The sequence below is a fragment of the Chryseobacterium sp. CH25 genome (assembly GCF_004119455.1).
In the GTDB taxonomy this organism is placed as follows: Bacteria; Bacteroidota; Bacteroidia; order Flavobacteriales; family Weeksellaceae; genus Chryseobacterium.
The window spans coordinates 264,781-289,438 of the sequence record NZ_NRQT01000005.1 but is presented as its reverse complement, the minus strand read 5'-3'; the positions used below and the strand labels follow the sequence as shown (position 1 = coordinate 289,438).

Annotated in this window: 25 protein-coding genes, 1 pseudogene and 1 riboswitch; of the genes and pseudogenes, 16 read left to right on the top strand and 10 right to left on the bottom strand. The window is 34.7% G+C overall.

Going from position 1 to position 24,658, the window contains the following annotated elements; all coding sequences use genetic code 11:
• Positions 1–101 precede the first annotated feature (101 nt).
• A complete protein-coding gene (locus tag BOQ64_RS14245) occupies positions 102–551 on the top strand; it encodes a GNAT family N-acetyltransferase (RefSeq protein ID WP_228448386.1) in 450 nt (149 codons plus the stop codon).
• 293 nt (positions 552–844) lie between these two features.
• Positions 845–1,327, top strand: a complete 483-nt coding sequence (locus tag BOQ64_RS14240) for a hypothetical protein (RefSeq protein WP_129057487.1) — start codon at positions 845–847, stop codon at positions 1,325–1,327.
• Between the two features lie 146 nt (positions 1,328–1,473).
• On the opposite strand, the gene BOQ64_RS14235 is transcribed toward BOQ64_RS14240, so the two are convergent.
• On the bottom strand, positions 1,474–1,863 hold the full coding sequence (locus BOQ64_RS14235) for a Fur family transcriptional regulator (RefSeq protein WP_129057486.1): 390 nt from the start codon (positions 1,861–1,863) through the stop codon (positions 1,474–1,476).
• Between the two features lie 87 nt (positions 1,864–1,950).
• On the opposite strand from BOQ64_RS14235, the gene BOQ64_RS14230 reads away from it, so the two are divergent.
• The 3 genes from BOQ64_RS14230 to BOQ64_RS14220 all read left to right on the top strand — a co-directional run bounded on the left by BOQ64_RS14230 (position 1,951) and on the right by BOQ64_RS14220 (position 4,966).
• Positions 1,951–2,289, top strand: coding sequence for a MerC domain-containing protein (locus tag BOQ64_RS14230; RefSeq protein WP_129057485.1), 339 nt, complete (start codon positions 1,951–1,953; stop codon positions 2,287–2,289).
• A gap of 6 nt (positions 2,290–2,295) precedes the next feature.
• Positions 2,296–3,495, top strand: coding sequence for a GTP-binding protein (locus tag BOQ64_RS14225; protein WP_129057484.1), 1,200 nt, complete (start codon positions 2,296–2,298; stop codon positions 3,493–3,495).
• Between the two features lie 76 nt (positions 3,496–3,571).
• The gene (locus BOQ64_RS14220; protein WP_129057483.1) at positions 3,572–4,966 is read left to right on the top strand and encodes an alkaline phosphatase; all 1,395 of its coding nucleotides are present in this window, start codon (positions 3,572–3,574) and stop codon (positions 4,964–4,966) included.
• Positions 4,967–5,074: 108 nt separating this feature from the next.
• On the opposite strand, the gene BOQ64_RS14215 is transcribed toward BOQ64_RS14220, so the two are convergent.
• Positions 5,075–5,866, bottom strand: coding sequence for an XRE family transcriptional regulator (locus BOQ64_RS14215; protein ID WP_129057482.1), 792 nt, complete (start codon positions 5,864–5,866; stop codon positions 5,075–5,077).
• A gap of 436 nt (positions 5,867–6,302) precedes the next feature.
• Between BOQ64_RS14215 and BOQ64_RS23130 the strand changes: the two genes are divergently transcribed.
• Positions 6,303–6,587 (top strand): bacteriocin-like protein, encoded by a 285-nt coding sequence (locus BOQ64_RS23130; RefSeq protein ID WP_164975811.1) that lies wholly within the window; start codon positions 6,303–6,305, stop codon positions 6,585–6,587.
• Positions 6,588–6,763: 176 nt separating this feature from the next.
• Here the strand turns inward: BOQ64_RS23130 and BOQ64_RS14205 are convergent, their stop codons facing one another.
• Positions 6,764–7,225 (bottom strand): Lrp/AsnC family transcriptional regulator, encoded by a 462-nt coding sequence (locus BOQ64_RS14205; protein ID WP_045496937.1) that lies wholly within the window; start codon positions 7,223–7,225, stop codon positions 6,764–6,766.
• 187 nt (positions 7,226–7,412) lie between these two features.
• Positions 7,413–7,599, top strand: a riboswitch (cobalamin riboswitch).
• 174 nt (positions 7,600–7,773) lie between these two features.
• Here BOQ64_RS14205 and metE point away from each other — a divergent pair.
• Positions 7,774–10,077 (top strand): 5-methyltetrahydropteroyltriglutamate--homocysteine S-methyltransferase, encoded by a 2,304-nt coding sequence (gene metE, locus BOQ64_RS14200; RefSeq protein ID WP_129057480.1) that lies wholly within the window; start codon positions 7,774–7,776, stop codon positions 10,075–10,077.
• Between the two features lie 104 nt (positions 10,078–10,181).
• Here metE and BOQ64_RS14195 read toward each other — a convergent pair whose 3' ends face one another.
• Positions 10,182–10,988 (bottom strand): anti-sigma factor domain-containing protein, encoded by an 807-nt coding sequence (locus BOQ64_RS14195; RefSeq protein WP_129057479.1) that lies wholly within the window; start codon positions 10,986–10,988, stop codon positions 10,182–10,184.
• Position 10,989: 1 nt separating this feature from the next.
• On the bottom strand, positions 10,990–11,559 hold the full coding sequence (locus BOQ64_RS14190; protein WP_228448385.1) for an RNA polymerase sigma factor: 570 nt from the start codon (positions 11,557–11,559) through the stop codon (positions 10,990–10,992).
• Between the two features lie 118 nt (positions 11,560–11,677).
• Between BOQ64_RS14190 and BOQ64_RS14185 the strand changes: the two are divergent.
• The 4 genes and pseudogenes from BOQ64_RS14185 to BOQ64_RS14170 form a co-directional block, all read left to right on the top strand.
• Positions 11,678–11,791: pseudogene (locus BOQ64_RS14185) on the top strand (peptide-methionine (R)-S-oxide reductase); the annotation flags it as partial.
• Between the two features lie 128 nt (positions 11,792–11,919).
• Entirely contained in the window at positions 11,920–12,489 is a 570-nt protein-coding gene (locus tag BOQ64_RS14180) for a fasciclin domain-containing protein (protein ID WP_129057478.1), read from the top strand.
• 84 nt (positions 12,490–12,573) lie between these two features.
• On the top strand, positions 12,574–13,287 hold the full coding sequence (locus BOQ64_RS14175) for a ferritin-like domain-containing protein (protein WP_129057477.1): 714 nt from the start codon (positions 12,574–12,576) through the stop codon (positions 13,285–13,287).
• A gap of 25 nt (positions 13,288–13,312) precedes the next feature.
• Positions 13,313–14,116 carry a ferritin-like domain-containing protein gene (locus tag BOQ64_RS14170; protein ID WP_129057476.1) on the top strand — a complete coding sequence of 268 codons (804 nt, stop codon included), beginning with the start codon at positions 13,313–13,315 and terminating at the stop codon, positions 14,114–14,116.
• A gap of 121 nt (positions 14,117–14,237) precedes the next feature.
• Here BOQ64_RS14170 and BOQ64_RS14165 read toward each other — a convergent pair whose 3' ends face one another.
• Positions 14,238–14,660 carry a GNAT family N-acetyltransferase gene (locus tag BOQ64_RS14165; RefSeq protein ID WP_129057475.1) on the bottom strand — a complete coding sequence of 141 codons (423 nt, stop codon included), beginning with the start codon at positions 14,658–14,660 and terminating at the stop codon, positions 14,238–14,240.
• Positions 14,661–14,719: 59 nt separating this feature from the next.
• Positions 14,720–15,298 carry a Crp/Fnr family transcriptional regulator gene (locus BOQ64_RS14160; protein WP_129057474.1) on the bottom strand — a complete coding sequence of 193 codons (579 nt, stop codon included), beginning with the start codon at positions 15,296–15,298 and terminating at the stop codon, positions 14,720–14,722.
• 229 nt (positions 15,299–15,527) lie between these two features.
• Here BOQ64_RS14160 and BOQ64_RS14155 point away from each other — a divergent pair, with 229 nt between their 5' ends.
• The 4 genes from BOQ64_RS14155 (at position 15,528) to BOQ64_RS14140 (ending at position 21,297) form a co-directional block, all read left to right on the top strand.
• The gene (locus BOQ64_RS14155) at positions 15,528–17,912 is read left to right on the top strand and encodes a TonB-dependent receptor (protein ID WP_129057473.1); all 2,385 of its coding nucleotides are present in this window, start codon (positions 15,528–15,530) and stop codon (positions 17,910–17,912) included.
• Between the two features lie 239 nt (positions 17,913–18,151).
• Complete coding sequence (locus BOQ64_RS14150) at positions 18,152–19,645, top strand: BspA family leucine-rich repeat surface protein (protein ID WP_129059740.1); 1,494 nt, start codon at positions 18,152–18,154, stop codon at positions 19,643–19,645.
• 231 nt (positions 19,646–19,876) lie between these two features.
• Positions 19,877–20,671, top strand: a complete 795-nt coding sequence (locus BOQ64_RS14145) for a hypothetical protein (protein WP_129057471.1) — start codon at positions 19,877–19,879, stop codon at positions 20,669–20,671.
• A 164-nt stretch (positions 20,672–20,835) separates the two neighbouring features.
• On the top strand, positions 20,836–21,297 hold the full coding sequence (locus BOQ64_RS14140) for a hypothetical protein (protein WP_129059739.1): 462 nt from the start codon (positions 20,836–20,838) through the stop codon (positions 21,295–21,297).
• Positions 21,298–21,425: 128 nt separating this feature from the next.
• Here the strand turns inward: BOQ64_RS14140 and BOQ64_RS14135 are convergent, their stop codons facing one another.
• The 3 genes from BOQ64_RS14135 to BOQ64_RS14125 all read right to left on the bottom strand — a co-directional run bounded on the left by BOQ64_RS14135 (position 21,426) and on the right by BOQ64_RS14125 (position 24,094).
• Positions 21,426–22,784 carry a S41 family peptidase gene (locus BOQ64_RS14135; RefSeq protein WP_129057469.1) on the bottom strand — a complete coding sequence of 453 codons (1,359 nt, stop codon included), beginning with the start codon at positions 22,782–22,784 and terminating at the stop codon, positions 21,426–21,428.
• Between the two features lie 167 nt (positions 22,785–22,951).
• Complete coding sequence (locus tag BOQ64_RS14130; protein ID WP_129057468.1) at positions 22,952–23,548, bottom strand: hypothetical protein; 597 nt, start codon at positions 23,546–23,548, stop codon at positions 22,952–22,954.
• Between the two features lie 3 nt (positions 23,549–23,551).
• On the bottom strand, positions 23,552–24,094 hold the full coding sequence (locus BOQ64_RS14125) for a hypothetical protein (protein WP_129057467.1): 543 nt from the start codon (positions 24,092–24,094) through the stop codon (positions 23,552–23,554).
• Between the two features lie 152 nt (positions 24,095–24,246).
• On the opposite strand from BOQ64_RS14125, the gene BOQ64_RS14120 reads away from it, so the two are divergent.
• Positions 24,247–24,642, top strand: a complete 396-nt coding sequence (locus BOQ64_RS14120; RefSeq protein WP_129057466.1) for a VOC family protein — start codon at positions 24,247–24,249, stop codon at positions 24,640–24,642.
• Positions 24,643–24,658 lie beyond the last annotated feature (16 nt).

The following is a 24,658-nucleotide window of genomic DNA, read 5'->3' as shown; positions in this document are numbered from 1 at the left end:
AAAGACTCCCATGCATTTTTCGTATCTTCGCTCTATAACAAGGAATAATGATAGTGAATACTTCTTTGCAGGATATGGAGGCGGTCCTTAGCTTATACAAAATGGCTTCCGATTTTAAGAAAACCGTATCCGGTGTACAATGGCCGGAGTTTGATCGAAAAATGATTGAAACCGAAATCAATGAAGGGCGTCATTTTAAAATTACAGTAGAGGGACAGCTAGCCTGTGTCTGGAGTATTACTTTCGACGATCATCAGGTTTGGGCGGAAAAAAATGAAGACCCAGCTATTTATATACACAGAATTGCTACTAACCCTAACTTCCGCGGACAAAAGTTTGTTGAACAGATTGTAGAGTGGGCAAAACAATTCGCTCCTCAGCACAATAAGTTATATGTAAGAATGGATACTACCGCTGGAAATCAGAGGTTAACGGATTATTATGTAAAGTGTGGTTTTACTTATTTGGGAGATAAGAAAATGACAGACACAGAAGGTCGTCCGGATCATTATCATAATGCTACGATGGGACTTTTCCAACTGGAAGTCTAGAAATTCTATTACTTACAGACTGGCTGAACACATTCAGTAAAGTACCAATGAAAATAATAATGGAATAACTAATCTCATTGTATGTCTCATAATTGGCGTTTATATTTTTAAATCGTTTACATCCAATTTAATACACAATATGTCAAGTACATACAGGAAAATTTACGATGGTTTATTATGAGCCTGAAATAGTAAAAACTTTTCGCTTTTTTCATTCATTTTTATTATAATCCATTCATTTTCAATTAATTTTAAAATGACTATCTTTACGAAACCAAACAAACAATATTAATATGTCAGTAACACCAGAAGGAGCCAGAAAGGCTCAGTTATCTTTATCTGAAAGGGCACCTGTAGCCCATGCCGTTCTTTCAGGAGCAGAAAATATTTCAAAGTACAGCAACGGAGTCTGCCATGATGTGGTAGCGTATGCTTTGTATATGAGAGGAGCCAGCATCAGTCCGGATCAATTGGCAGGTTCAGCAGGCCAGAAATGGTTAGAAACCTTCAATTATTCCGGAGGAAAAAAATGGGATGGATATTCACCAATTGCTAAAGGAAAAGCCATTGGTTTCTACAGACCTATAGACAAAACCTGGTTTCATTCTGCTATTACAACAGGAAATGGAAATGAGATCAGATCCGTCAACGGGTTTGCATTAGGTTCTGCATGGTCTGTTCCGGTAGATATGAAATGGGTTCTTGGAAAGATTAATCCTGATGGAACTTTTAATTATGACGGAACTAAAATAGAAGTGTATATCTCGCCTTTATAGCGGATCTTTCAAAACACTTTATTTTTTACCACGAATGCACCAATAATTTTATAGTGTATTCGTGGCAATTATTTTATTGAAACTGAATTCAACATTTCAATCGGCCTATTTCCGGCATCTATCAATTTATAACCGTTACAGGTAATCTAAATATTACTGCATTTTGGGCACACTCCACTGATAATAAAATTGTATTCCTCAGCAATAAAATCATTCGGTAGGCTAATTTCCGGGATAGCATTCTCAATACATGTTACAGAATGACATTTTTTACAGTTAAAATGAACATGATTGTGAAAATGCTGCTCATGACTACACTTTCCACTGCACTTTGCAAAGTTAACCACACCATCCACATTAACAATTCTGTGAACAGCACCCTCATTCTCAAGACGTTCCAAAACCCTGTAAATTGTAACCCTATTACACAAATCGCCTAGCTTCTTTTGAATATCAGAATGGCTGACAGCCACCTCAGAAGCATTAATAAGGTTTAAAATTTCGGTTTTAGCGTGTGTATTTCTGACTTGTTTCATATTTTAATGCAACAAAGTTGCGTTATTTAAATTTTTATATTTACATTTGCAACAAAGTTACAATAAGTAATTTAAATTCTGAACTTTATGAAATCAAAAATTCTTGATGCTGTAGGAATCTCAGCGGCAGTTTTATGCCTGATTCATTGCATTGTTTTCCCATTATTATTGATTATCCCATTAGGAATATCACACAACCCTTATATTGATCTTGCATTTCTTTTGATTGGAGCCTGGGTTGTTTACAGAGTCACAAAACAAGTAACCCATTTTTGGTTAAAATTTTTATTTTGGGGATCAATAGCTCTCATTGCTGTTTCTGTAACAGCAGACTTCATATTTGAACTCCATATTCCTTTAATCTATGCAGGAGCTGCAGGGCTCATTACAGCCCATCTTATCAATTTTAAAAATCATAAACATTAAGAAGAAATGGAAAAGAAACTTCCTGTAACGATACTCAGTGGCTTTTTAGGAGCCGGAAAAACAACTTTATTAAATCATATTCTTCATAATAAGCAAGGTTTAAAAGTAGCTGTTATTGTAAATGATATGAGTGAAATCAATATTGATGCACGACTGGTTGAAAATCAAAATACACTTTCCAGAACAGAAGAAAAACTGGTTGAAATGAGTAACGGATGCATCTGTTGTACACTAAGAGAAGATCTTATGGTTGAAGTGGAACGGTTAGCTTATGAAAAACGATTTGATTATCTTTTGATAGAAAGTACCGGAATCAGTGAGCCTATACCCGTGGCACAGACCTTTACTTATGTTGATGAAGAAAGTGGTATAGATCTTTCCCGTTTCAGCTATGTAGATACTATGGTAACGGTAGTGGACAGCTATAATTTCATGAAAGATTTTGCTTCCAATGAACGGTTAATGGATAGGGAACTCACCGATATTGATGGAGATTACCGTACGATTGTCAATCTTCTTACTGACCAGATTGAGTTCGCCAATGTTATTATTTTGAATAAAACAGACTTAATTGATCCTGAAACACTCGGATTCCTGAAATCTGCACTTAAAAAATTAAATCCCGATGCCTCTATTCTGGAATCAGAATTTGGTCAGATTGATCCACAAAATGTTTTAAATACAAAACTATTTGATTTCGATAAAGCACAGTCTTCTTCAGGTTGGCAAAAGGAATTACAAACAGACCATCACACCCCTGAAACAGAAGAATATGGAATAGGTTCTTTAGTCTTTAGGGACAAAAGACCATTTCATCCGGAGAGACTATGGGAATATCTTAATCATTATCCTGAAGGCATATTAAGAGCCAAAGGGCTTTTCTGGCTGGCTTCCAGACCTGATGATGCACTTAATTTTTCTCAGGCTGGAGGCTCATTTCGACTGGAGAAAGCCGGAGTCTGGTGGAGCAGTATGCCCATGAGCCATAGAGCACAATATGCTTCTTTTATAGAAAATCAGGAATTTATTGAAAGCAGATGGGATAAAAATTGGGGTGACAGAATGAATGAACTTGTTTTCATAGGGCAATACCTGGATAAAGAACAGATTGTACAGGATCTTACCTCCTGCCTTATCAGCGACCGTGAAAAAGAATTGTTTGACAGAAAAGGAGACTTTGAAGATCCATTTCCTCAAAACATTTAAAATTAACTATTTATTAATGCAACTAAGTGTCATTAATTAAAATTAAGCAATAATTTAGGGTATTATTTTACAATATATGGATAGAAGAAGATTTCTAAAAGGTTCAGTCTTACTATCAGGACTATTCTCACTGTCACCTTCTGAACTCTGGAGTTCTAAAAGGAATGATAAGCCTCTTAAGGGTGGAAAAGCAAAAAATATTATATTCATGATCAGCGATGGAATGAGCCTTGGAACTCTTTCAATGGCAGATCTTTATTCAAGAAATATTTTAGGTAAACAAAGTCATTGGCTGAGTTTGTATAATGAGAAAAAGGTTTCAGGCGCATTAATGGATACAGCTTCCGCAAGCTCCATCGTAACAGATTCTGCTGCTGCCAGTTCAGCTTTCGGAGGCGGGATAAGAGTACAAAACGGAGTATTAAATATGGGAGCCAATGGGGAAGTACATATTCCAATATGGCAAAAGTATAAAAAAGCAGGAAAAAAAATTGGCTGCGTTACCACCGTTACAGTTACCCATGCCACTCCTGCAGGTTTCTGTGTTAATTCTGCCAGAAGAAATGCAGAACCTCAAATTGCCGAAATGTATGCAGAACTGGGAATAGATGTACTGATGGGAGGGGGAGATGAATTTTTTAATCCATCAAAAAGAGAAGATAAAAAAGACCTCTATGCTGTTTACAGGAAAAACAGTTATCAGATACTGAAAAACAGTACAGATCTGAAAAACAGTAAAAAAGGAGACAAGATTTTAGGAATTTTCAATACAGGAGCTTTGCCTTACAGTATAGACAGAACTACCCTTAAAGAACTTCAAAACACACCTACTTTAGCAGAAATGACAGGTGCAGCTATTAATCACCTGAAGGAACATCCGGAAGGTTTTGTCCTTCAGATAGAAGGTGGAAAAGTAGACTGGGCAGCCCATGCTAATGATATAACAGCATTGATTCACGATCAGCTGGCATTTGATGAAGCTGTAAAAACAGCAATAGATTTTGCTGAAAAAGATGGCAATACTCTGGTAATCATCACAACAGACCATGGAAATGCCAATCCAGGAGTCATTTATGGGGTTGATGCAACCAAAAACTTTAACAGTATTTCAAATTATCAGTATACCAATGAATATATCCTGAATAAAATTCATAAAGAACATTCTGCCAAGGATATTAAAGATTGGATATATGAGGCTAATAAACTCATTCTGAACGATGAGGAGGCAAAGCACTTACAAAGTTTTTATAATGGACTCGAAAAGGAAGAAGGTCTCTATAATTATAAAAAATTACCCTTCAAACTGTATTCGGAAATTCAGAAAAGCCGAAACTCAGTAGGCTGGATCAGTATGGACCATTCTGGAGATTATGTAGAAGTAGCAGCTTACGGACCAGGGAGTCAGCTTTTACAACCTTATATTAAAAATACGGACCTGCATCATCTGATGCTGAAAGCATCTCCTGTATAAACTGAAAATAGTTTCATATCATATTTACATTTTATTTGGTTTTAAAACAGGCTCTACAATATAAATTGAAGAGCCTGTTTGCTTTATCAGACGAACTTGTAAAATCGTCTATTGTGAAGACTTTCTACGGCGTGTAGAAACCTTTTTATCCAATTCTTTGATATCCTGTCTCAATTCCCTGAACATTTCTTTGAAATTATAGCTTTCATAATCTCCCGGTTCAAAATCTTCCGGGAAAATTCCTGAAGCATACTGCCAGATCTCTACAATATCCTCAAACGGAATATCATAAGGCTCATAGAAAGAGTTATCTGCGCTTACACAAATTGCATTTCCTTTATTCTCTTTAAAACGCTTATAGGTAATCCCATCATTCTGGGTAATGAAAACATAGGTTTTTCCAGGTTTAAGCTCATCTATTCCCTCTACATATTTTCCTACAATATATGAACCATTTCTGAAAGGTGGCATTGAGTCTCCATCTGCCGGAAATGCTCTGTATTTTCCATTATTTAAAAAGGGAAGAGCAATACGCTGAAGGCTTTCAATATATCCCACATCACTGTATCCTTCCAGATATCCCATGGAAGCTTTCTGTGGAATGATTTCTATGGTATCATTTCCAAGATCATCTACTGCTACGGGAAGAACAATTCTGTTATCCGGAAGCTTCAGCATATCTTCTGTTGAATATTTCTGAAGATCTACAGACAGTAACAGATCTATACTTACATGAAAATACTTGGATATCCTGATAAGAAGCTCAATAGGAGGTTCTGAAATTCCGTTTTCATATTTAGAATATCTCACTCTGGAGATGGTAAGATCATCGGCTACATTTTGTTGAGAAAGTTTTCTCTTTGCTCTCAGAGAGCGTATATTATTTGAAAAAATTGACATTGATAGAAGTATGTCCACAAAAATACAAATTTTGCCCCCTGTTATCAACAATAGGAATGGCTTTTACCATAAAATTTCGAGAATTTTATCATTTGTTAACTAAAGTCATCAAAATAGGGTGAAAAAGCATCTGTATTTTATCATTTTATGCTACGTTTTTACCCTCAAAAACTGCATTTTAACAAATTTTAAATATTAACCATAAAAAAGTTCTATTACATTGAAAATATTAACTCTAACATTTAAAATTTGAAATATGTTTTTTAAAATTTAGTAAATCAACCAGATACAAACAAAAATGATATTTCTATTATTATCCATTTATATTAACGAAATATTAAATAATAAAATTGTTTAATTATTTTATTCAAAATAATATGAGTTTATTATTATTTATCATATATTTGTGATGTATTAATCATATAAAATTTTAATCATGAAAAATTTCAAAAAACTAGACAGAAACGAGCTAAAATCTATTTCAGGAGAAGGATTACTTGATCCAATCGGAAATCTATTAGGTGGTCTAGGTGGCGTTGTTGGTGGCGTTATCGGAGGAGTAGGTACTATCGTTGGCGGTGTTGTTGGCGGTGTAGGTTCTACAGTAGGTGGTGTTATCGGCGGTGTAGGTACCGTTGTTGGAAACGCTTTATGCCAAACACAGTGTGTAGTTAATGGTGTAATCCACATCAAATTATTAGAGTGTGGTTCTACTTGCTAATCAGCAGCTCCATTAAAAGTTAAAAAAGTATGCCGCTCTTTGCAGAGCGGCTTTATATTATATATACATTTGAATGTAAGAGTAAGTAGGTTCTAATGCCCTTATTGTCATTCTGAACGAAGCAAAGCAAAGTGAAGAATCTCTTGACTGGCTAAGATTTAAGACCTCATTTCTCTTTATAAAGTCAGGCCATGGTTGTTCTTTACTTCAGCCATTACAAATGTACTGTGCGTACTTCCAATAGAATCTACAGACCCTAGTTTATTAAATACAAAGTCCTGATAATGCTTCATATCCCGGACCTGAACTTTCAGTAGAAAATCAAAATCTCCGGAAATATTATAACATTCTGCCACTTCCGGAATTTCCAGAATTTCTTTTACAAAATCATATCCTACAGACCGGTCATGAATCTTTAGTTTAATTTGGCAAAATACCGTAAACCCACGGTTAAGCTTTTCAGCATCCAGCACTGCCGCATATCTTTTCACAAAACCTTCCTGTTCCAGCCTCTTTACCCTTTCAAAAACAGGAGAGGGTGAGAGATTAATTTCCTTGGCAAGCTCTTTAACCGTCAGTTTTGCATTGTTCTGAAGCAGTTTAAGCAGCTTTATATCCTTATCATCGAGTTGTTCCAAAGAATATTATTCTTTTATGGTTTAAAATCACACAAATTTACAGAATTATATTCTGTTAAAATACAACTCTAAAGCTAAATTTACCGAATAAATTACTTTTAATTGATAATATATTCTGTTTTAATAATTTTACACAAAATTAAAATCTATTATTAATTTTGTTTGATAATAGATCAGTTCTTTACCATCTTCATCAAACAGGAAAGGTTTTACTTAAGGTAGATTAATAGGGAATCGTGTGTAAATCACGAGCTGTCGCGCAACTGTAAGTAACACACCAAAGGTTTCTGTCCTTGGATATCCACTGCCAAAAGCGGGAAGGATGACAGAAACTGTTACAAGTCAGGAGACCTGCCTTTACTGAATTGACAATGCTTTCGCGGTCTGAAGCTTTTGAGTCATACAGATGATATTGGCAGTGCAGTTTCCTTTTGGAAAGTTGTACAATCTGCCTATATCAATGATTTCAAACACTTCTTATCCATACAAAGCATTCTGAAGCATATCAAAGAGCATTAGTAATAAAGTGTAATCTAAAATTTGTAAAAATGCAAACTCACATTCTGGGCTATCCGCGTATTGGTAGCAAAAGAGAACTTAAGAAAGCCTGCGAACAGTATTGGTCAGGTAAAATTGTTTTGGAAGAACTTCTTACCACAGGAAGAACCATCTGCAGCCAAAACTGGAACCTTCAGAAAGAAGCTGGAATAGATCTTATTCCTTGTAATGATTTCTCCTATTATGATCAGGTATTGGATATGAGTCAGGTAGTAGGAGCGATTCCTACACGCTATCATGAAGTAGCCCTTAAAAAGAACAATTCTGAACTGGATCTTTATTTCGCCATGGCAAGAGGCTATCAGAAAGACGGATTGGACATTACAGCAATGGAAATGACCAAATGGTTTGATACCAATTATCACTATATCGTTCCTGAATTTTATAAAAACCAACAGTTTAAGCTTACTTCAGATAAAATTTTCAATGAATTTTCAGGAGCAAAACAGGCAGGAATCAATGCAAAACCTGTGATTATCGGCTTGGTTTCTTATTTACTGTTAGGAAAGGAAAAAGAAGAAGGATTTGATAAACTTGATCTAGCCCATCATCTTCTTCCCGTTTATGTTGAAATTTTATCAAAGTTACAAAGTCAGGGTGCTGAATGGATTCAGTTTGACGAACCTTTCTTAGCACTAGATATTACTGAAAAGGCAAAAGAAACTTATACTTTTGTATATGCAGAGCTTAGAAGACTGTTTCCAAAATTAAAGTTCATTGTAACCACTTATTTTGAAGGATTAAAGAACAATTTATCTCTAGCTGTTTCACTTCCCGTAAATGTTCTTCATATTGATCTGGTAAGAAATCCGGAACAGCTGGAAGATGTTCTTCATGCTATCCCTGAAAACCTGAGTTTATCTCTTGGTGTGGTAGACGGAAGAAATATCTGGAAAAATGACTATGAAAAATCCTTGTCATTTATTACAAAAGCAGTCGAAAAGCTAGGTTCAGAAAGAGTTTTCATTGCTCCATCATGTTCTTTACTGCATTCACCATGTGATTTAGATTTTGAAACTAATCTTAATCCTGAAATCAAAAACTGGCTGGCTTTTGCCAAACAAAAGGTAAAAGAAGTGGTTACCCTTAAGAAATTAGCTTCAGGAACAACAGACCAACAGATTATACAGGATCTCGAAGACAATAAAAAGGCTGTTTCGGCAAGAAAAACATCTCCACTTATTCATAATGAGGAAGTAAAACTAAGGGCAGCGTCTGTCACAGAACAGGATTCACAGAGAAAGAATCCTTTCAACATCCGTAAAGAAGAGCAGCAAAGAGCATTACAGCTTCCATTATTTCCAACGACGACTATTGGATCATTCCCACAAACTGCCGAAGTAAGAAGCTGGAGAGCGAAATTCAAAAAAGGAGATTTAACAGCTGAACAATATGATACTTTATTAAAAGAAGAAACCCAGAGAACTATCCGTTGGCAGGAAGATATCGGAATTGATGTTCTTGTTCATGGAGAATATGAGCGTAATGATATGGTGGAATACTTCGGTGAACAGCTGAAAGGCTTTATTTTCACTAAAAATGGCTGGGTACAGAGTTATGGAAGCCGTTGTGTAAAACCGCCGGTTATTTTCGGGGATGTATCAAGACCTGAACCTATGACAGTATACTGGTCTCAATATGCTCAGTCTCAAACGAATCAATGGGTAAAAGGAATGTTAACAGGTCCTGTTACTATTTTACAGTGGTCTTTTGTACGTGACGACCAACCCCGTTCTGAAACCTGCAAGCAGATTGCTTTAGCCATCCGTGATGAAGTTCAGGATCTGGAGAAAGCGGGAATCAGAATTATTCAGATTGACGAACCGGCTATCCGTGAAGGGCTTCCGTTACGACAAACAGATTGGCAGAACTACTTGAAATGGGCTGTAGAAGCATTTAAAATTTCAGCAAGTGGAGTGGAAGACGCTACTCAAATTCACACTCACATGTGCTATTCAGAATTTAATGATATCATTAAGAATATTGCTGATATGGACGCTGATGTGATTACCATAGAATGTTCAAGATCACAAATGGAATTATTGCATGCTTTTGCAGACTTCAAGTATCCTAATGAGATTGGTCCGGGAGTTTATGATATTCACTCGCCAAGAGTTCCTTCTAAGGAAGAAATGACAGAATTACTGATCAAAGCTCAACAGGTAATCCCTGCAAAACAACTTTGGGTAAACCCGGATTGTGGTTTAAAAACCAGACATTGGGAAGAAACTGAAAAGGCATTAATTGCCATGGTAGCAGCTGCTAAAGAAGCTTCTGTAGAATTTGCTTCATAGATATTTTCAAACTCTTAGAAAGCCAAAAAGCATCCTATTTGGATGCTTTTTGATTTGTATTATTTTGAGACCTGAAAGAAAAATCCCTCAAGTTTATTTATTACTTAGATTTCTCCCATTACAAACATATTTTCCATTGTAGGAACAGGGCTTCCGCCTTCTTTTTCAAGGGTAATGGCAAAAGCCTGTGCTTTTGAAATATTGGCTAAAGCAATCTTACTGTCTTTATCTTCTGAATACATTCCTGCACTTACCGGTTTTCCGTCTTCAATGGCCCAAAGCTGATACTGCATTCCTGTTGGAGCTTTAGGAAGATTCTCCCCATTAAGATAAACCTCTTTTGTTTTTTTATCCCAGAATACCATTGCTTTAGCATCCTGATGTTTTTCTACTCCTTTTAACATGACCATTTGCATATCAGGATTAGAAAACATAGCCACTTTCTGATTCAGCTTTTGCATGGCCAGATCCTGAGATTGTTTTTCAGTTTTTACTTTTGCAATTTCTTTCTGTACTTCAGATTGCTTACTGATCCAGAAAAGATTTCCCGCAATACTCGCTAAAAATAAAACTGAAGCAGCAATACCAAGCGTTTTCCAGTTATTTATTCTCTTAGTTTCCACTACTTCCAAAGGAGTAATAGCTGCGGATTCTGGAGGAACTATTTTTTCTTCTTCAAGAACCTGCTCGTTCTGAATCTTATTCCAGATTTTAGATTTCAAATCACTTGGAGGTGTTACAGCCTGTGCTGTAGCAAGATTTTCCAAAGTTTTCTGTGCTTCTTCAAAAGCAGCTTTTACTTCAGCATTATTCTTTATCACACACTCCAAAATCCCTGCTTCCTCGGGAGAAGCATGGCCTAGAATATAAGATTCTATAATTCCGGATGATATGTATTCTTTAGTGTTCAATTTATTGATAATCTTTTAGCAAATCCTTTAATTTCATTAGTGCATTCCGCATCTTTGTCTTTACTGTCCCAAGCGGTATCTTCAGCTTTTCAGAGATTTCGTGTTGGGTATATCCCTGATAATAAGAGAGATTAATAAGCTCCTGCTTATCAACTTCCAAACTCTCGAGTACATTGTTAAATCCAATATAATCAGCTGAATTATTAACTGTGGAAAGTTCTGTAGTATTATATACGAAATCTGGAAGAGGTTGGTTTTTAAGCTCATTCTGGAATCCTTTAGACTTTAAATAATCTATGGCAGTATTCCTTGCAATATTAATCATCCAGGTATAAAACCTTCCTTTAGACGCATCATATTGATGAATAGAGTTCCAAATCTTCACAAAAACATCCTGAATGACTTCTTCAGCGTATTCTTTAGACTGAACAATTCGAAGAATAACTCCATACAACGCACCAGAGTAGTGGTCATACAGATAATGAAAACCATTTTCGTTTTTTTCTTTTAATAAAACGATAAGTTCTTCTTCAGAGTAGGTTGTTTTAATAGTTTTTATTTTTCTATCCAAATGTAATAAAATAAAACACATTCCCAACAAAATCCAAATTATATTTTATTTCGTAAATGATTGTAAGAAAATGTTTGAAAAATTTTTAAAAATGAAAAACTTACTGTCAAAAGCAATAGCACTATGTGGAAGATGTGATTCTCATCTGAAGCATATTTTCGATGACGACCCAAAACCAACAGGAAAAAGGTTCTGTATGAACTCTATCTGTCTTGATTTTACTTCAATTTAAAAAAATAAATAATTGATTGTCAATAATTTAATTAAAATAAAATCTTTTTTCAATCCAAATTAAATCCAAACTCGTAAATGATTTTAAAAACACAAATTAACAATAACTCATTAAAAAAATTCAGTACAATGAACACAAAATCAAAAATCACAGTTTTAGCAATGGTAGCTTTATCATTTGCTTTTAGTGGGAAGGTAACTGCACAAATGATGAAAGAAAAAACAGTAATGGTAGGCGGTGCTCCTATGTATCCGTCTAAGAATATTATTGAAAACGCTGTAAACTCCAAGGATCATAAAACACTTGTTGCCGCTGTAAAAGCTGCGGGATTGGTTGAAACTCTGGAGGGAAAAGGTCCTTTTACGGTGCTGGCACCTACTGATGCTGCCTTTGCAAAGCTTCCTAAAGGTACCGTAGAAAATCTGGTAAAGCCAGAAAACAAAGCTATGCTTACAAGCATATTGACTTATCACGTTCTATCCGGAAAATACAACGCTAAAGAAATTTGGGCCGCTGTAAAAGCCGGAAACGGAAAAAGTATGATGAAAACGGTACAGGGCGAGGACCTTACTTTTTGGACTAAAGGAAAAGATCTTTACATAAAAGACGCAAAAGGAAACAGTGCGAAAGTAACGATCGCGGATGTTAATCAGTCAAACGGAGTTATTCACGTAATAGATACCGTTCTGATGCCATAGGAATTATTAAAATCTAAAACAGCATTTTCCGTATGCTGTTTTTTTCTTTTTAGCATTTAATCAAACACTTTAAAAATTAATATTATGAAAAATACAGTTCATGTTTCTAATCAGGGAGCAACTCTGGATACAGGCAGAAGAAATTTTCTGAAACTGAGTGGAGTGGGACTGGCTATTGCCGGACTTACGATGATAGGATGTAATGATGATGATTATTTTGAACAGATGGAAAACAATCCAGTTTTTGATCTTGGAGCGGGAGATGTTGGTGTATTAAATTATGCTTATGCTCTTGAACAACTGGAAGCAGACTTCTATACTAAAGTTGTCAATAATTTCTATACCGGTATTTCCAGTATTGAAAAAGAAGTTTTCACAGATCTCTATCACCATGAAGTTATTCACAGAGACTTTTTCAAAGCAGCCATCACAGGTGCTACTCAAAACGTTCTTCCTAAGCTTGAATTTCAATATCCGAATGTAAATTTTAATGACAGAAATTCTGTTCTGGCAACGGCTAAAGCTTTAGAAGATACAGGAGTAGCAGCGTACAATGGTGCCGGAAAATATATTACTAATCCAGCTTATCTTGTGATTGCCGGTAAAATAGTTTCTGTAGAGGCTAGACATGCCTCTGCAATCAGAGATCTGATTAATCCGGGATCATCCGATTTTTCAGGAGATGATGTAATAGATGCTAATGGCCTTGACCTTGCCAAAGAACCTAAAGACATTGTGGCAGCAGCAGGTGGGTTTATCAAAACCCGATTTACATGGAAAGAAAGAGGTATTAACTAGTTATTCATTTTTAAAAACTTGTATTATGAACATTCTTAGATTATTAGATAAGCTCTCCCATGATAAGTTTTTTACAACGGAAGCTTCAAGATTAGAGACCATTACGGATATTTCATCGTTCGGAAAAAAAGCAGCGGTAGCAGCAGTTCCTCTTGGTTTAGGAACTTTAATGGCTGCAGAAACAAAAAGTACCCCTATCACAGGGACAACTCTTAAAAGTACTTTAACGGATGCATTACAGCTTGCACTGGTGCTGGAATACCTTGAAAATGAATACTATGCTATAGGATTATCCACAGCAGGATTAATTCCTAATGCTGACAGAACTGTTTTTATGCAGATTTCAAAGCATGAATCCGCCCATGTAAGCTTCCTGAAAAGTACTCTTACTTCATTAGGAACAATGCCAGGTAATAAACCCACCTTTGATTTTACAGCCAGCGGTAATTTTTCTCCTTTTACCGATTACAGTCAGTTCCTTGTTCTGGCTCAGGCTTTTGAGGATACAGGAGTAAGAGCTTATAAGGGACAGGCGGGAAATGTTATGTCCAATAAAGTTGTCCTTCAGGCTGCATTACAGATTCACTCTGTGGAAGCTAGGCATGCTTCCCAAGTAAGAAGAATGAGAGCCAATAAAGGCTGGATTGAACTTGCCAATGGAGGAAGTATGCCTTCCGCAACTAATCCTGTTTATGCCGGAGAAGATAACGTAAACCAGGCAGGATATAACACAGGAACTGCATTTGGAGCTGCCGCAGGATCAGCAGCCTATGATGAGATTTTAAGCGGAAGTGATGCCCAGGCTATTGCCTCATTATTTATTGTATAGTAATTTATTGAATGATGACAAGATCATACAATACTGTCAACAGAAATATATCTTTAATTCAATATGAAAAAGCATCCAAAAGGATGCTTTTCGGCCATAGCTATAACTTGTTTTAAACCAATTATAGCTCCATATGCAGAATAGGATATTCTTTCCCTTGCCCATCTAATTCTGATCTGTTCAGAACATGAAAACCAATATGCTTGTAAAAATCGACAGCTTGAATATTTTGCTCATTTACATCTACTTTGGTTACTTTTAGATGATCTATACCATACTGAATCAGTTTTTTCCCAATTCCTTTTCCACGATAATCATTATGAATAAACAGCATCTCAAGATTTCCTTCTGCAATTCCCATAAACCCAATTAAAGCACCATTTTCTTCAAATCCCAATAAAATAACATGTTCAAAATAGCCGGGAATTTCTTTTTTATAATAATTAAAATCTTCTTCTTTTAAAAAATCGTGGGTATTGAGTACGGCACTTTCCCAAATCTTCATCAATTGTGGGTAATCCGTTTCTATAATATCTCTAATCATAATTGTAAATTTTGTGTTGCAAAAGTCCTTATTTATTAAGATCAACCACTGAACCTGGGTTAAAAAATGCGTTTACGGATTCTGCTGAGCGCCTGAGGCGTAATTCCTAAATAAGAAGCAATATCTTTTAAAGGAATATAATTAAAAGTATCTCCATATTCAGCCATCATTTGCAGATAATACTGTTCAGGAGAATATTTTATCAGGTTGATATTACGATTGAGAAGCTTATTTAACAATCTGGCAGTGAGGTCTTCAAAAACTGTTTTTAACCCTGGAATTGCTTCATAAAGTTTTCCTGCCTGCTGATAATCAATCTTATATATATCACAATCAGTAATGGTTTGCACATTAAAGGTTGACCGCTCTTTTAGGGTAAAAGAAATATTTGATAAAGAAAATGAACCTTCTTTGCAAAACCAAAACGTTTGTTCTTCACCTTTATGGTTGAGAGTCCAGCAGCGGGCCATTCCACTGAAAATAAAATAACTGTATTTTTCAAATTCTCCTTCTTTAATAAGAAATGTGTTCTTTTTAACCAGAATACGTTCAAAATATTGGTCAAAAAGTACAGAATCAGCTGAATTGAATGTATCAATTTCTACATCAAATTCCTTGAATAATTTTTCTAACAGCATAGGGATTTAAAATAGTAAAGATAAGCCAGTATTCCAATTTCGGAAAATTTCCAGCCATAAAAAAGATTATCAATTAAGAAAATAAGACAATCAGTATCTGACAGTAAATTAATACCTTACTTCTGAGTGCTCTTTTAAAAGAAGAATCATTTTAAAATTCATTAATGCAACCTTATTGCATTAATGAATTTAATTATCTAGTTTTGCTGGATAATTAAAGTATATGCACATGAAAAGAACCATCTTTTTCTTGGTGGGGAGTTCTCTTTTTTACTGTCCTTCTGCTCTAAAGGCACAAAAAACAAACTCCGAAAAAAAAGTCGTTAAAGACATTGAATCTGTAGAAGTAAAAGGAAAACAGAACCATGATCTGGTGAATGTTTCCAGGAAAACGCTGGATTTTATTCAATCAAACACATTAGGGGAAACTTTAAGTAAAATTCCTGGAATTCAGAACTCCGGCTATGGTCCTAATTCAGGCGCACCGGTAATCAGAAGTTTAAGTGGTAACAGGGTAAAGGTTCTGGAAAATGGAATGTCTGTAAATGATCTTTCGGGAATAAGCCCAGATTTCAATACTGATATAGAAATGAATAATGTACAGAGTATCAATATTTATAAGAACTCTGCTGCAGTTTTATTTGGCGGAAAAGCAATTGGAGGGGCTATTAATATTGAAACGGATTATGTTCCCAAACAACTACCCTCTAAAAATTTAAATCTAAAAGCTATTCTTGAAGGTGGAAGCAACAGCGGGCAAAAGCAGGCATTTTCAGCTAAAGGGGCTATTGCTAAAAACTGGGTCTGGACGATGGGAGCGGTTAATCAGAAACAGGAAATGGTCAGAATTCCCGGAAATACTAAAGACAGCAGGTGCTATGATCCTCAACTGGTAGGATTCAATAGCATTTTACAATCTCTTTGCCAGATCGATGTAGATTCAAGAAATGTTCTTAATACCAGTCTTTTCCCATACATCAGTCAGTTTGCTTTAGATCACTTTGAGGAATATGAACTTTCGGAAGGGGACCTTTATACCTTTAGTGCCACTTATTATAATCCTTCAGACGGCAAATATCATCCTAATCCAAAAAATGATAAATATATTCCCGGTCAAGATCCTGTAAAAGACCGTTATAGAAGTGAAGTAAACAATATCAAAGATTATGTTCAACCCAAAGATGGTGTTATTCCCAACAGCCATTCGGAAAGTAATTCATTTTATATTGGAACAAGTTATATTGGAAAATCATTGTATGTGGGAGGAGCTTATCAAAACTCTTATTCATACTTTGGAGTTCCCGGATATGCTATTTATAAGATTCCCAAACATTCTCATGGAGGGCCTCAGCAAAAAATTGAATATCTGCCGATTAATATAAGAAGCCTTTCTCATAAAGCGATGCTGGAAACAGGGTATACGTTTAAAAACTTTCCAATTTCAAGCATAAAGCTTAATTATATGGGAGTGTTTTCTAAAAATGCAGAACTTCTTGAACGTTATCGGGCAAATGAATTTACTGTTAATCAGCATCATGGTCGACTGGAAATCAATCAACAGAAATTTAAGTTTCTATCAGGTACGACAGGAGTTGAAGTTCAGTACAGAGATATGGAAGGTGAAGGAAAACAAAGATATTTACCTAATACTATCAGCCGTGAAATTGGCATATTCACTATGCAGCACCTTGATTTCAAATTTATTGAATTTGATTTTGGCTATAGAAACGATCATGTTCAGCGCAGAGCTATGGCAGATAGCAAATACAGCCGAAGCCGGGGACTTTCCGGTGGTAAACTTAGTGATAGAGACTTTACCCTCAATCAGTTTCATGCTGCGGGCCAGTGGAATATATTTAAAAAAGCTTACCTGAAAGTACAGTATAATCATTCTGAAAGAGCTCCGGAAGTGAATGAACTTTATGCAGGTAACAATCATTTTGCTATTCTGACAGAAGAAAACGGTGATGACAGCCTTGAAAAGGAAACTGCTAAAACACTTGAAATTGGTGGCGGAATCAATTTAAAAAACCTCAGATTATCAGCCAATTGGTACCATACTACTTATAAAAATTATATTTACCTTGCCCATACAGGAATTTCCAGAGAAATTTATTTGGTAAAAGAATGGCGTTTTGATGATACAGAAATCAATGGAATTGAAGCAGAAGCAGCTTACAAAGTAGATTTTAATAAGCTAGGGAAGTGGGAGATAGGTGGTTATTATGATCTGGTAAGAAACATCAGTACTGCCGATAGTTCCATAAGGAAATGGAGTGATGGAGATTATATGCCCAATATGCCTACCAGCCGTTTTGGCTTCAGTATTAGCGGGACATTGCAAAAGCTAAGTATTAATGTTACTTTGGACCATTATTTAAAACAAAAATATCTTGGCAAAAATATTAACCCTGAGCTTCCAATGCCTGCATTTTCTTTACTGAATGCCCGTATTTCGTATAAAGAGAATACCTTCAGCTTTGGAGAACTGGAATATTATATTGTAGGAAATAATTTACTGAATTCAGAGGCCAGACTTCAAAATTCCCAGTTAAAATTTTTGAGTCCGCTTCCTGGAATTAACATCTCTGTTGGCGTAAAGTTAACCATCTAATATTCTGTAATTTAAAAGCAATTATATGATCCGCTGTTATTGTTGTAATAACAGCGGATTTCTTTTTTCAATTGAGAGAAATTTCATCAAAAAATATTGAAAAAAATACTCATCAAATTATAATACGACACGTTCTGTCGCTGTGCGTCTATATCTTTGTATTAGAGATAAGATAAAGAACCCCGGGAAGTTACAACCTTATCAAACCCAATTTTAACCTTAAATTATTATTTAAATTTATGCAGAAAAAACAACTGGTAATCATTTTTATTTTTCTATTTTTCATTTCTTATGCACAGAACGAATTTATTACTTTGTGGAAACCTAACATCAATGGAGCCATCGATAATTCGATATCTTTTGGTGGAACAGGAACAGACTATACCATTAGTTGGGAAGAAGTAGGATATCCACAACATAACGGAACACTTTCTGTTACCTCCAACAGTACTATTTTTACGACTATTTCTTTTGGAACTTCTTTGAGTACAAATCCTATCCAGGCAACCTACAAAGTAAAAGCATCTAATGGTAATGGATTATTTTATGGGTTTAGAGGCAGCCCCTATATGCATGCAAGCGGAAATCCCGAACTCTTTGAAGTGAGCCAATGGGGAGATATCCTTTGGCTTCAGCAATTTGCACAAGGGTTTGCAGACTGTCCGAATCTTAATGTAACGGCTACTGATACTCCTAATTTAAGCCAAATAAACAATGTATCGCAAATGTTCTCTAATTGCCCGTCTTTGATTGGAAATCCTTCATTTGCTAACTGGAACACAAGTACCATTACTAATATGAATAGCATGTTTAACAGAGCTAAATTATTTAATCAGCCTATTGGAAACTGGAATACAGCAAAAGTAACAGATTTTGGCAGCATGTTTTCTTCGGCTTCAGCTTTTAATCAAAATATCTCTGCCTGGAACACCTCGTCCGGAACCAATTTCTATTCAATGTTCCAGGATGCAGTTGCTTTCAACCAGCCTTTAAATTCATGGAATACAAATAATGCTGTTAATTTTAATTATATGTTTTCTAATGCTAAATCCTTTAATCAGCCTCTTCATAACTGGAATACAAGTAAGGTAACAAGTTTTCAGCAAATGTTTACCAATGCAGTATCATTTAATCAACCTATCGGAAATTGGGATGTTAGTAAAGTTAATGATCCTTACGGCTTTATGATGTTTAATGGTGCTTTACTTTTTAATCAGGATATTTCTGCCTGGAATATCAAATTTCAAAACATCTATTCGAATTCGGTAACTTTCGGATTTAAAAATTCTGGTTTATCATGTACCAATTATAATAAATTTCTGATTGCGCTCATTAATAATCCAACGTGGTCAACATCAGCAATAACATCTGGAAGCATAGATGCAACGGGATTAACTTATTCTACACCACAAGCCATTATGGCAAGAGCTCAATTGGTAAACAAAGGTATTAACATCATTGGAGATACTTATAATGCTAGCTGTAATGCCAATTTATCAACCGCAGAAACTTCAAAACAAGTTAGAACTCCAGCGTATCCTAATCCAACCACAGGTTTGATTTATGTTGAGGCTGAAGCCAATGAAAATGCTTATTTATATGATATTACAGGTAAACTCATTAAAAATATGACTTTAAGTAAAGGAAGTAACCGTATCGATCTTAGTGAATATCCATCAGGGAATTATCTATTAAAAGGGAATACAGTTTTCACTAAAATCATAAAAAAATAACTTAAATTCAACAATAAATAGCCAAATGACTATTTAATTAAAGCCTCTAAAATCAGATTTTAGAGGCTTTTTTGTTAACAACAGAATACAGTTTAACGGAAATAATTTTTTACCACAGATGACTCAGATTTTCACAGATGATGAATCTCAAAATACTTCAATACAATTATAAAAATTATTTATATTCGTTAGTAAATAAGTTTCCTGATACTCTAAAACCTAGAAAACTACATGAAAAAAGTATTTATATTTCTAACAGTTGCTTTTGCATTACAATCCTGTAAAGATGAAAAGCAAAAATCAGCTGAAAACAAAAGTACCGAAAAGCAAAAAACTGAACAGAGTGATACTCCTGCAAATCAATTATCTGAAAATACTGAAGGAAATAAAAATCCAAGTGATTTTATACCGGAAGGTTATGTCATTAATAAGTATGAAGGAGGAATTTCAGCAGAAGGCTGGGATGAAATTAAAGGAGATTTGAATAAAGATGGACTTGAAGATGTAGTCCTTATCATTAAAGGAACAGACAAAAATAAAGTGATACAAGACGAAGATCGTGGCACTTTAGACAGAAACCGAAGAGGTATTATTGTTCTTTTGAATAAAGGGAATTACTATGAATTAGCTTCCAAAAACTACAGTTGTTTTTCCTCCGAAAATGAGGATGGAGGCGCCTATTTTGCCCCTGAACTAAGTGTAGGCATTGAAAAAGGAAACTTACATATCAATTATGGTCACGGAAGATATGGAAACTGGGGCTATACTTTTAGGTATCAAAATGGAGATATGGAGCTTATTGGCTATGATAATTATTCAAGCAATGGCCCGGTACCTCAATATGAAGTGAGTATTAATTTTCTAACCAAAAAGAAGCTTACCAAGGACAACTTAAATAAAGATGATAATGGTGATAATGGTGATAATTATGAAGTCAAGTACAAGAATACCTGGGAAACGATCAAATCCAACAAACTTATGAAACTATCTGAAATAAAGGATTTTGATGAGCTTGAGCTTTATTAGAATGAAACCCCAATACACAACCATCTAAAATACAGTAAATTAAATACGTATTTTTAATTAACGCGTTACAAAAAATAACCTGAAAATAGAATAGGAGAGTACATTATACATTTTCTCCGGTATATAGCTTAATACTCACATAAATATTGAAAAAGTTTTCAAATATGGATAATAATGCTTCAGCGGCTTATGATTTAGATTTATTTTTTACTGATCCTTTATGGGGCAAAGTACATCTGGCAACTGCTGGCGGGCATGTTCGGGATGAAATATTTAATGATCCTCAACATGTTGAAACCAAAATGAATCTTAGAAAATCAACGTGTACTGCAGATTATGATTACCTGGTAAATCCGAATCTGGATAGAATTTTAAGATTAGAAGATCGGGAGTTTGATTTTAAAAAATTTGATAAAGATATGTATCTGAGGGATTTTATTTTCTACGCAAAGAAAGGATATTTTTCATTTGATAAAACTTACATTAATAATCCGTTAGATTTTCATTATCATATTGTAGCATATCCAGTACTTAGTGCAAATAGTTTAAATGATCATCAACTGGAAAAGGACGAAATAATCCATAAAGCATTTGCAGAGCCTGTAGAAATGGACATTCTTAAATAAATTGAATATCAACAAAATAGAGCTATGGAAAGATTATTCTGGAATCTTGAAATATATTCAATTTAACATAATATAAATTATAGGAAAAATATAATTTTACAGAAAAGAGTATATATCAACCACACCAATCACTTTATAAGCTTCTCCAGCACATAATTTAGAGCTTCTTCAGCCTGAACCTTACTATCAGGAATTACGCCATGTACATCTTTCTCTTTAGTACCAATATTATAATCTATTGTAGATGATACATTCAAAAATAATTTTGAATTGGGCAATTGTCTTTCTACAACTTCTCCGGCCGAAATAATAAATCCACCGGATTCTGAGCCAATGACTTTTCCAGCTTTGTAAAATTTGAAAGCGTTGGCAAAATCTGCAGCCGATGAAAATGTCTGTCCGCTTATCAGCAGATAAATATTTCCTGAGAATCGCTCATTCTGTTCTTTAGGCTGAATTATATTTTTTGTGTGATCTATAACGCCTACAGTTCCGGATATTCCGCTTAAATAATTTTTTAATTCCGTAGAATCGATTTCTGAGGCTTTTAATAAATATTCTTTACGGATATCACTGTATTTAACAAGTGTTTTTTCGTATTGTGAAAACGGTTTTGTAACTATATATTTTAAAAGTTCATCTCCAAGCTCAGAATCTCCGCCACCGTTATTTCGGATATCAATGATAAGATTCTGAATACCTTGAGCTTTTAAATCAGTAAACATATCCTGTAAAAAAGCTCTGAATTTCTCCGGATTTACAAACTGATTAAACGTAAAAACAGCACAGTTTTTATCTTTTATGAGCTCATAATAGTAACTTTTAGTAACTAATTTTGGAGAAACTGCTGTTTTTTTCTGTGATTTCCTTATTAATGGAATTTTAAGTTTATCATCCTGACTTACTGTTATTTCCAGTATATTTCCTTTTTCCAGGAAAAGATTGTAATAATCATTAAAATAGTCTTCACTGAGCTCCAGTCTACTTTTTTTACTTTCACCACTGGTATAATTCTGTAATAACTCTACTATTTTCAATGAGTTTTTTCCATTAATTTCGGTAATTTTTTTTCCTGTTAAATCTCCTGTAACAGATTCTTTATAAGTTGATTTAATGGATTTTATGAAAACTCCTTCTTCGGAAACCCTTACAGAAAAAGGAAAAATAAAATAATCTGTTTGGGCTATATCATCTGAAATAGTAAGTTCTGTATGACCGTCTTCCAATTTAACAATAATTGGCTGAAATGCCTTATAAAGATCAATATTGCTTATTATAGACTTCTTTACAATAGATTTCTCCGCATTTTGCAGCTCCAAAACAAAGTCTTTCCTGGATATTTTCCGGTAAGGATCCACACTTATTTCATCAATATTTTTTATCAGGAAGTTCATATCTTCCCTCACCTGCTTTACAGTCATTTCAGCTGTCTGTGCCCAAACAATACCGGGTAAAAGGACTGATATATAAAGTATTTTACGAAACATGGGTATTGAGTTTATATATTATGTTAAATTGAAATGGCTGGAAGCTGGGAGTTTGAAGTTGGATGTTACTTCTAGCCTTAGTATTACTGCCAGCTATAAAAAATGATCTAACAGGTAGAAAAAGAAAGAGATTTATTGTCTAACCCTTATTATTTACCTTTTCCAGCCTAATTTTTTTCAAATTTATCTGTCAAATACTCTGTCACTACTTCCTGGAACTCTTCTTTCGTCATAAACCTGTCTAAAAATTCTTCAAAGTTTCCTTCATTTTCAAGTTCATCAAAATACACTTCGTGATCTGTACCGTAAACCACCGGATTAGATTGGTCTGCGTCTGCAATACATACAAAGTAATGATCCGGATATCCATAAGAATAGAATATACAAAGAAAATCTGGCTTAGAAATTCCTACCACTTCCTGTACGTAGTCTTCATCCATTAAATCTTCAAATTCCTCCTGATTTTCTGAGCCTTCCTTAAAAGGTGTAAACATCCAGTTCTTCACAAAATATTGTCCATACGCCAATTCATGATTTGAAAAATAATGTTCCAGCAGATTCTTATAAAACTCTTCCTGACGGTTGTGATATAACTCTTTATTATTCTCATAAAATTGGTCAATCCCATAAACGTCCCAATCTTTATCATATAAATAATGATTAAAAGTAATACTCTGCCAGTTTTCCATAAAGCTTTTTCCTGTATTTACAGCATCCGCGTTTCCCCCTAAAGCTTTGATTTTCTTTATAATATTATCGTTCATCTTTTATTTTTTTACTGTACTGTGTTTCAGTCCGCCTTTCCATAATGCATCTGTTATTTCTTCCTGGCTATACTCATAATAATTACCGTCTTTATCTTTATGGGCCTGAAACAGTTTAATATCATAACCTTTGAAATTTAGCTTCAAAAAATCAGTAAAATAATCGCTTCCGAAGCATATATAATTGTAAAAAATCCCTTTAAAAGATTGATCATCAGGATCGGGAATCTCAAAAGTATTCATTCTTCTTACAATTTCGGTCAATTCATCCTTTGTTATGTTCTCAACAATTTGAGGATCAGGCAAGCTTATATCAAAGGATAAATGTTCTGCCCCATCTCCTTCCCACCATTCCCAAAGATTAAACTGAGACATTTCTTTACCTGTCATTGCATGAAGCTTGTTTTCCAACTTTTTGTATTCACTATTATCTTCATCACCATGTTCATCACACCAGTCTGCATAGTCTAAAACTAGCTTTAAAACTTCCGGATACCGCTTTTCGGCAGTTTCAAAATCCGGCTCAATTTCATCTCTTAACTTCATTATGGTAATATGCTTTGAAATATTATGTTAAATTACTCTATGGAAAACCTCTTTCCTATTACTTTTCTCATTAAAAATACAAAATCTTGCCACATGGCAACCTCTATCCTTATAAAAGAAATTAATTTTACTCTAACCAAAAATAGAATAATATGAAACCTAAAATGATCTGGGCCAATCTGGCTGTTTCTAACCTGGAACGTACCCAAAAGTTTTATGAAGCCATAGGATGTACTCCCAACAATCCTCACACTTCTAATGAGTTAGTAAGCTTCTTTTTCGGAGAAAACAATTTCGTTATTCATTTTTTTCTGAAAAATATACTGGAAACCAATGTAAAAGGTGTTTCCTTCGGTGACTCCCAAAATTCGAATGAAATTATATTTACCGTTTCTGCAGAAAATAACGATCAGGTAGATCAATGGGCTGAAGAAGTTAAAAAAGCTGGCGGAACCATCGTTTCAGAACCAGAAAGTTTTGGAAACAATTATTATGGTTTTGTCTTCGCAGATCCTGATGGACATAAATTTAATGTCTTTAAGATGTAAAAATTCTGAAATTTGA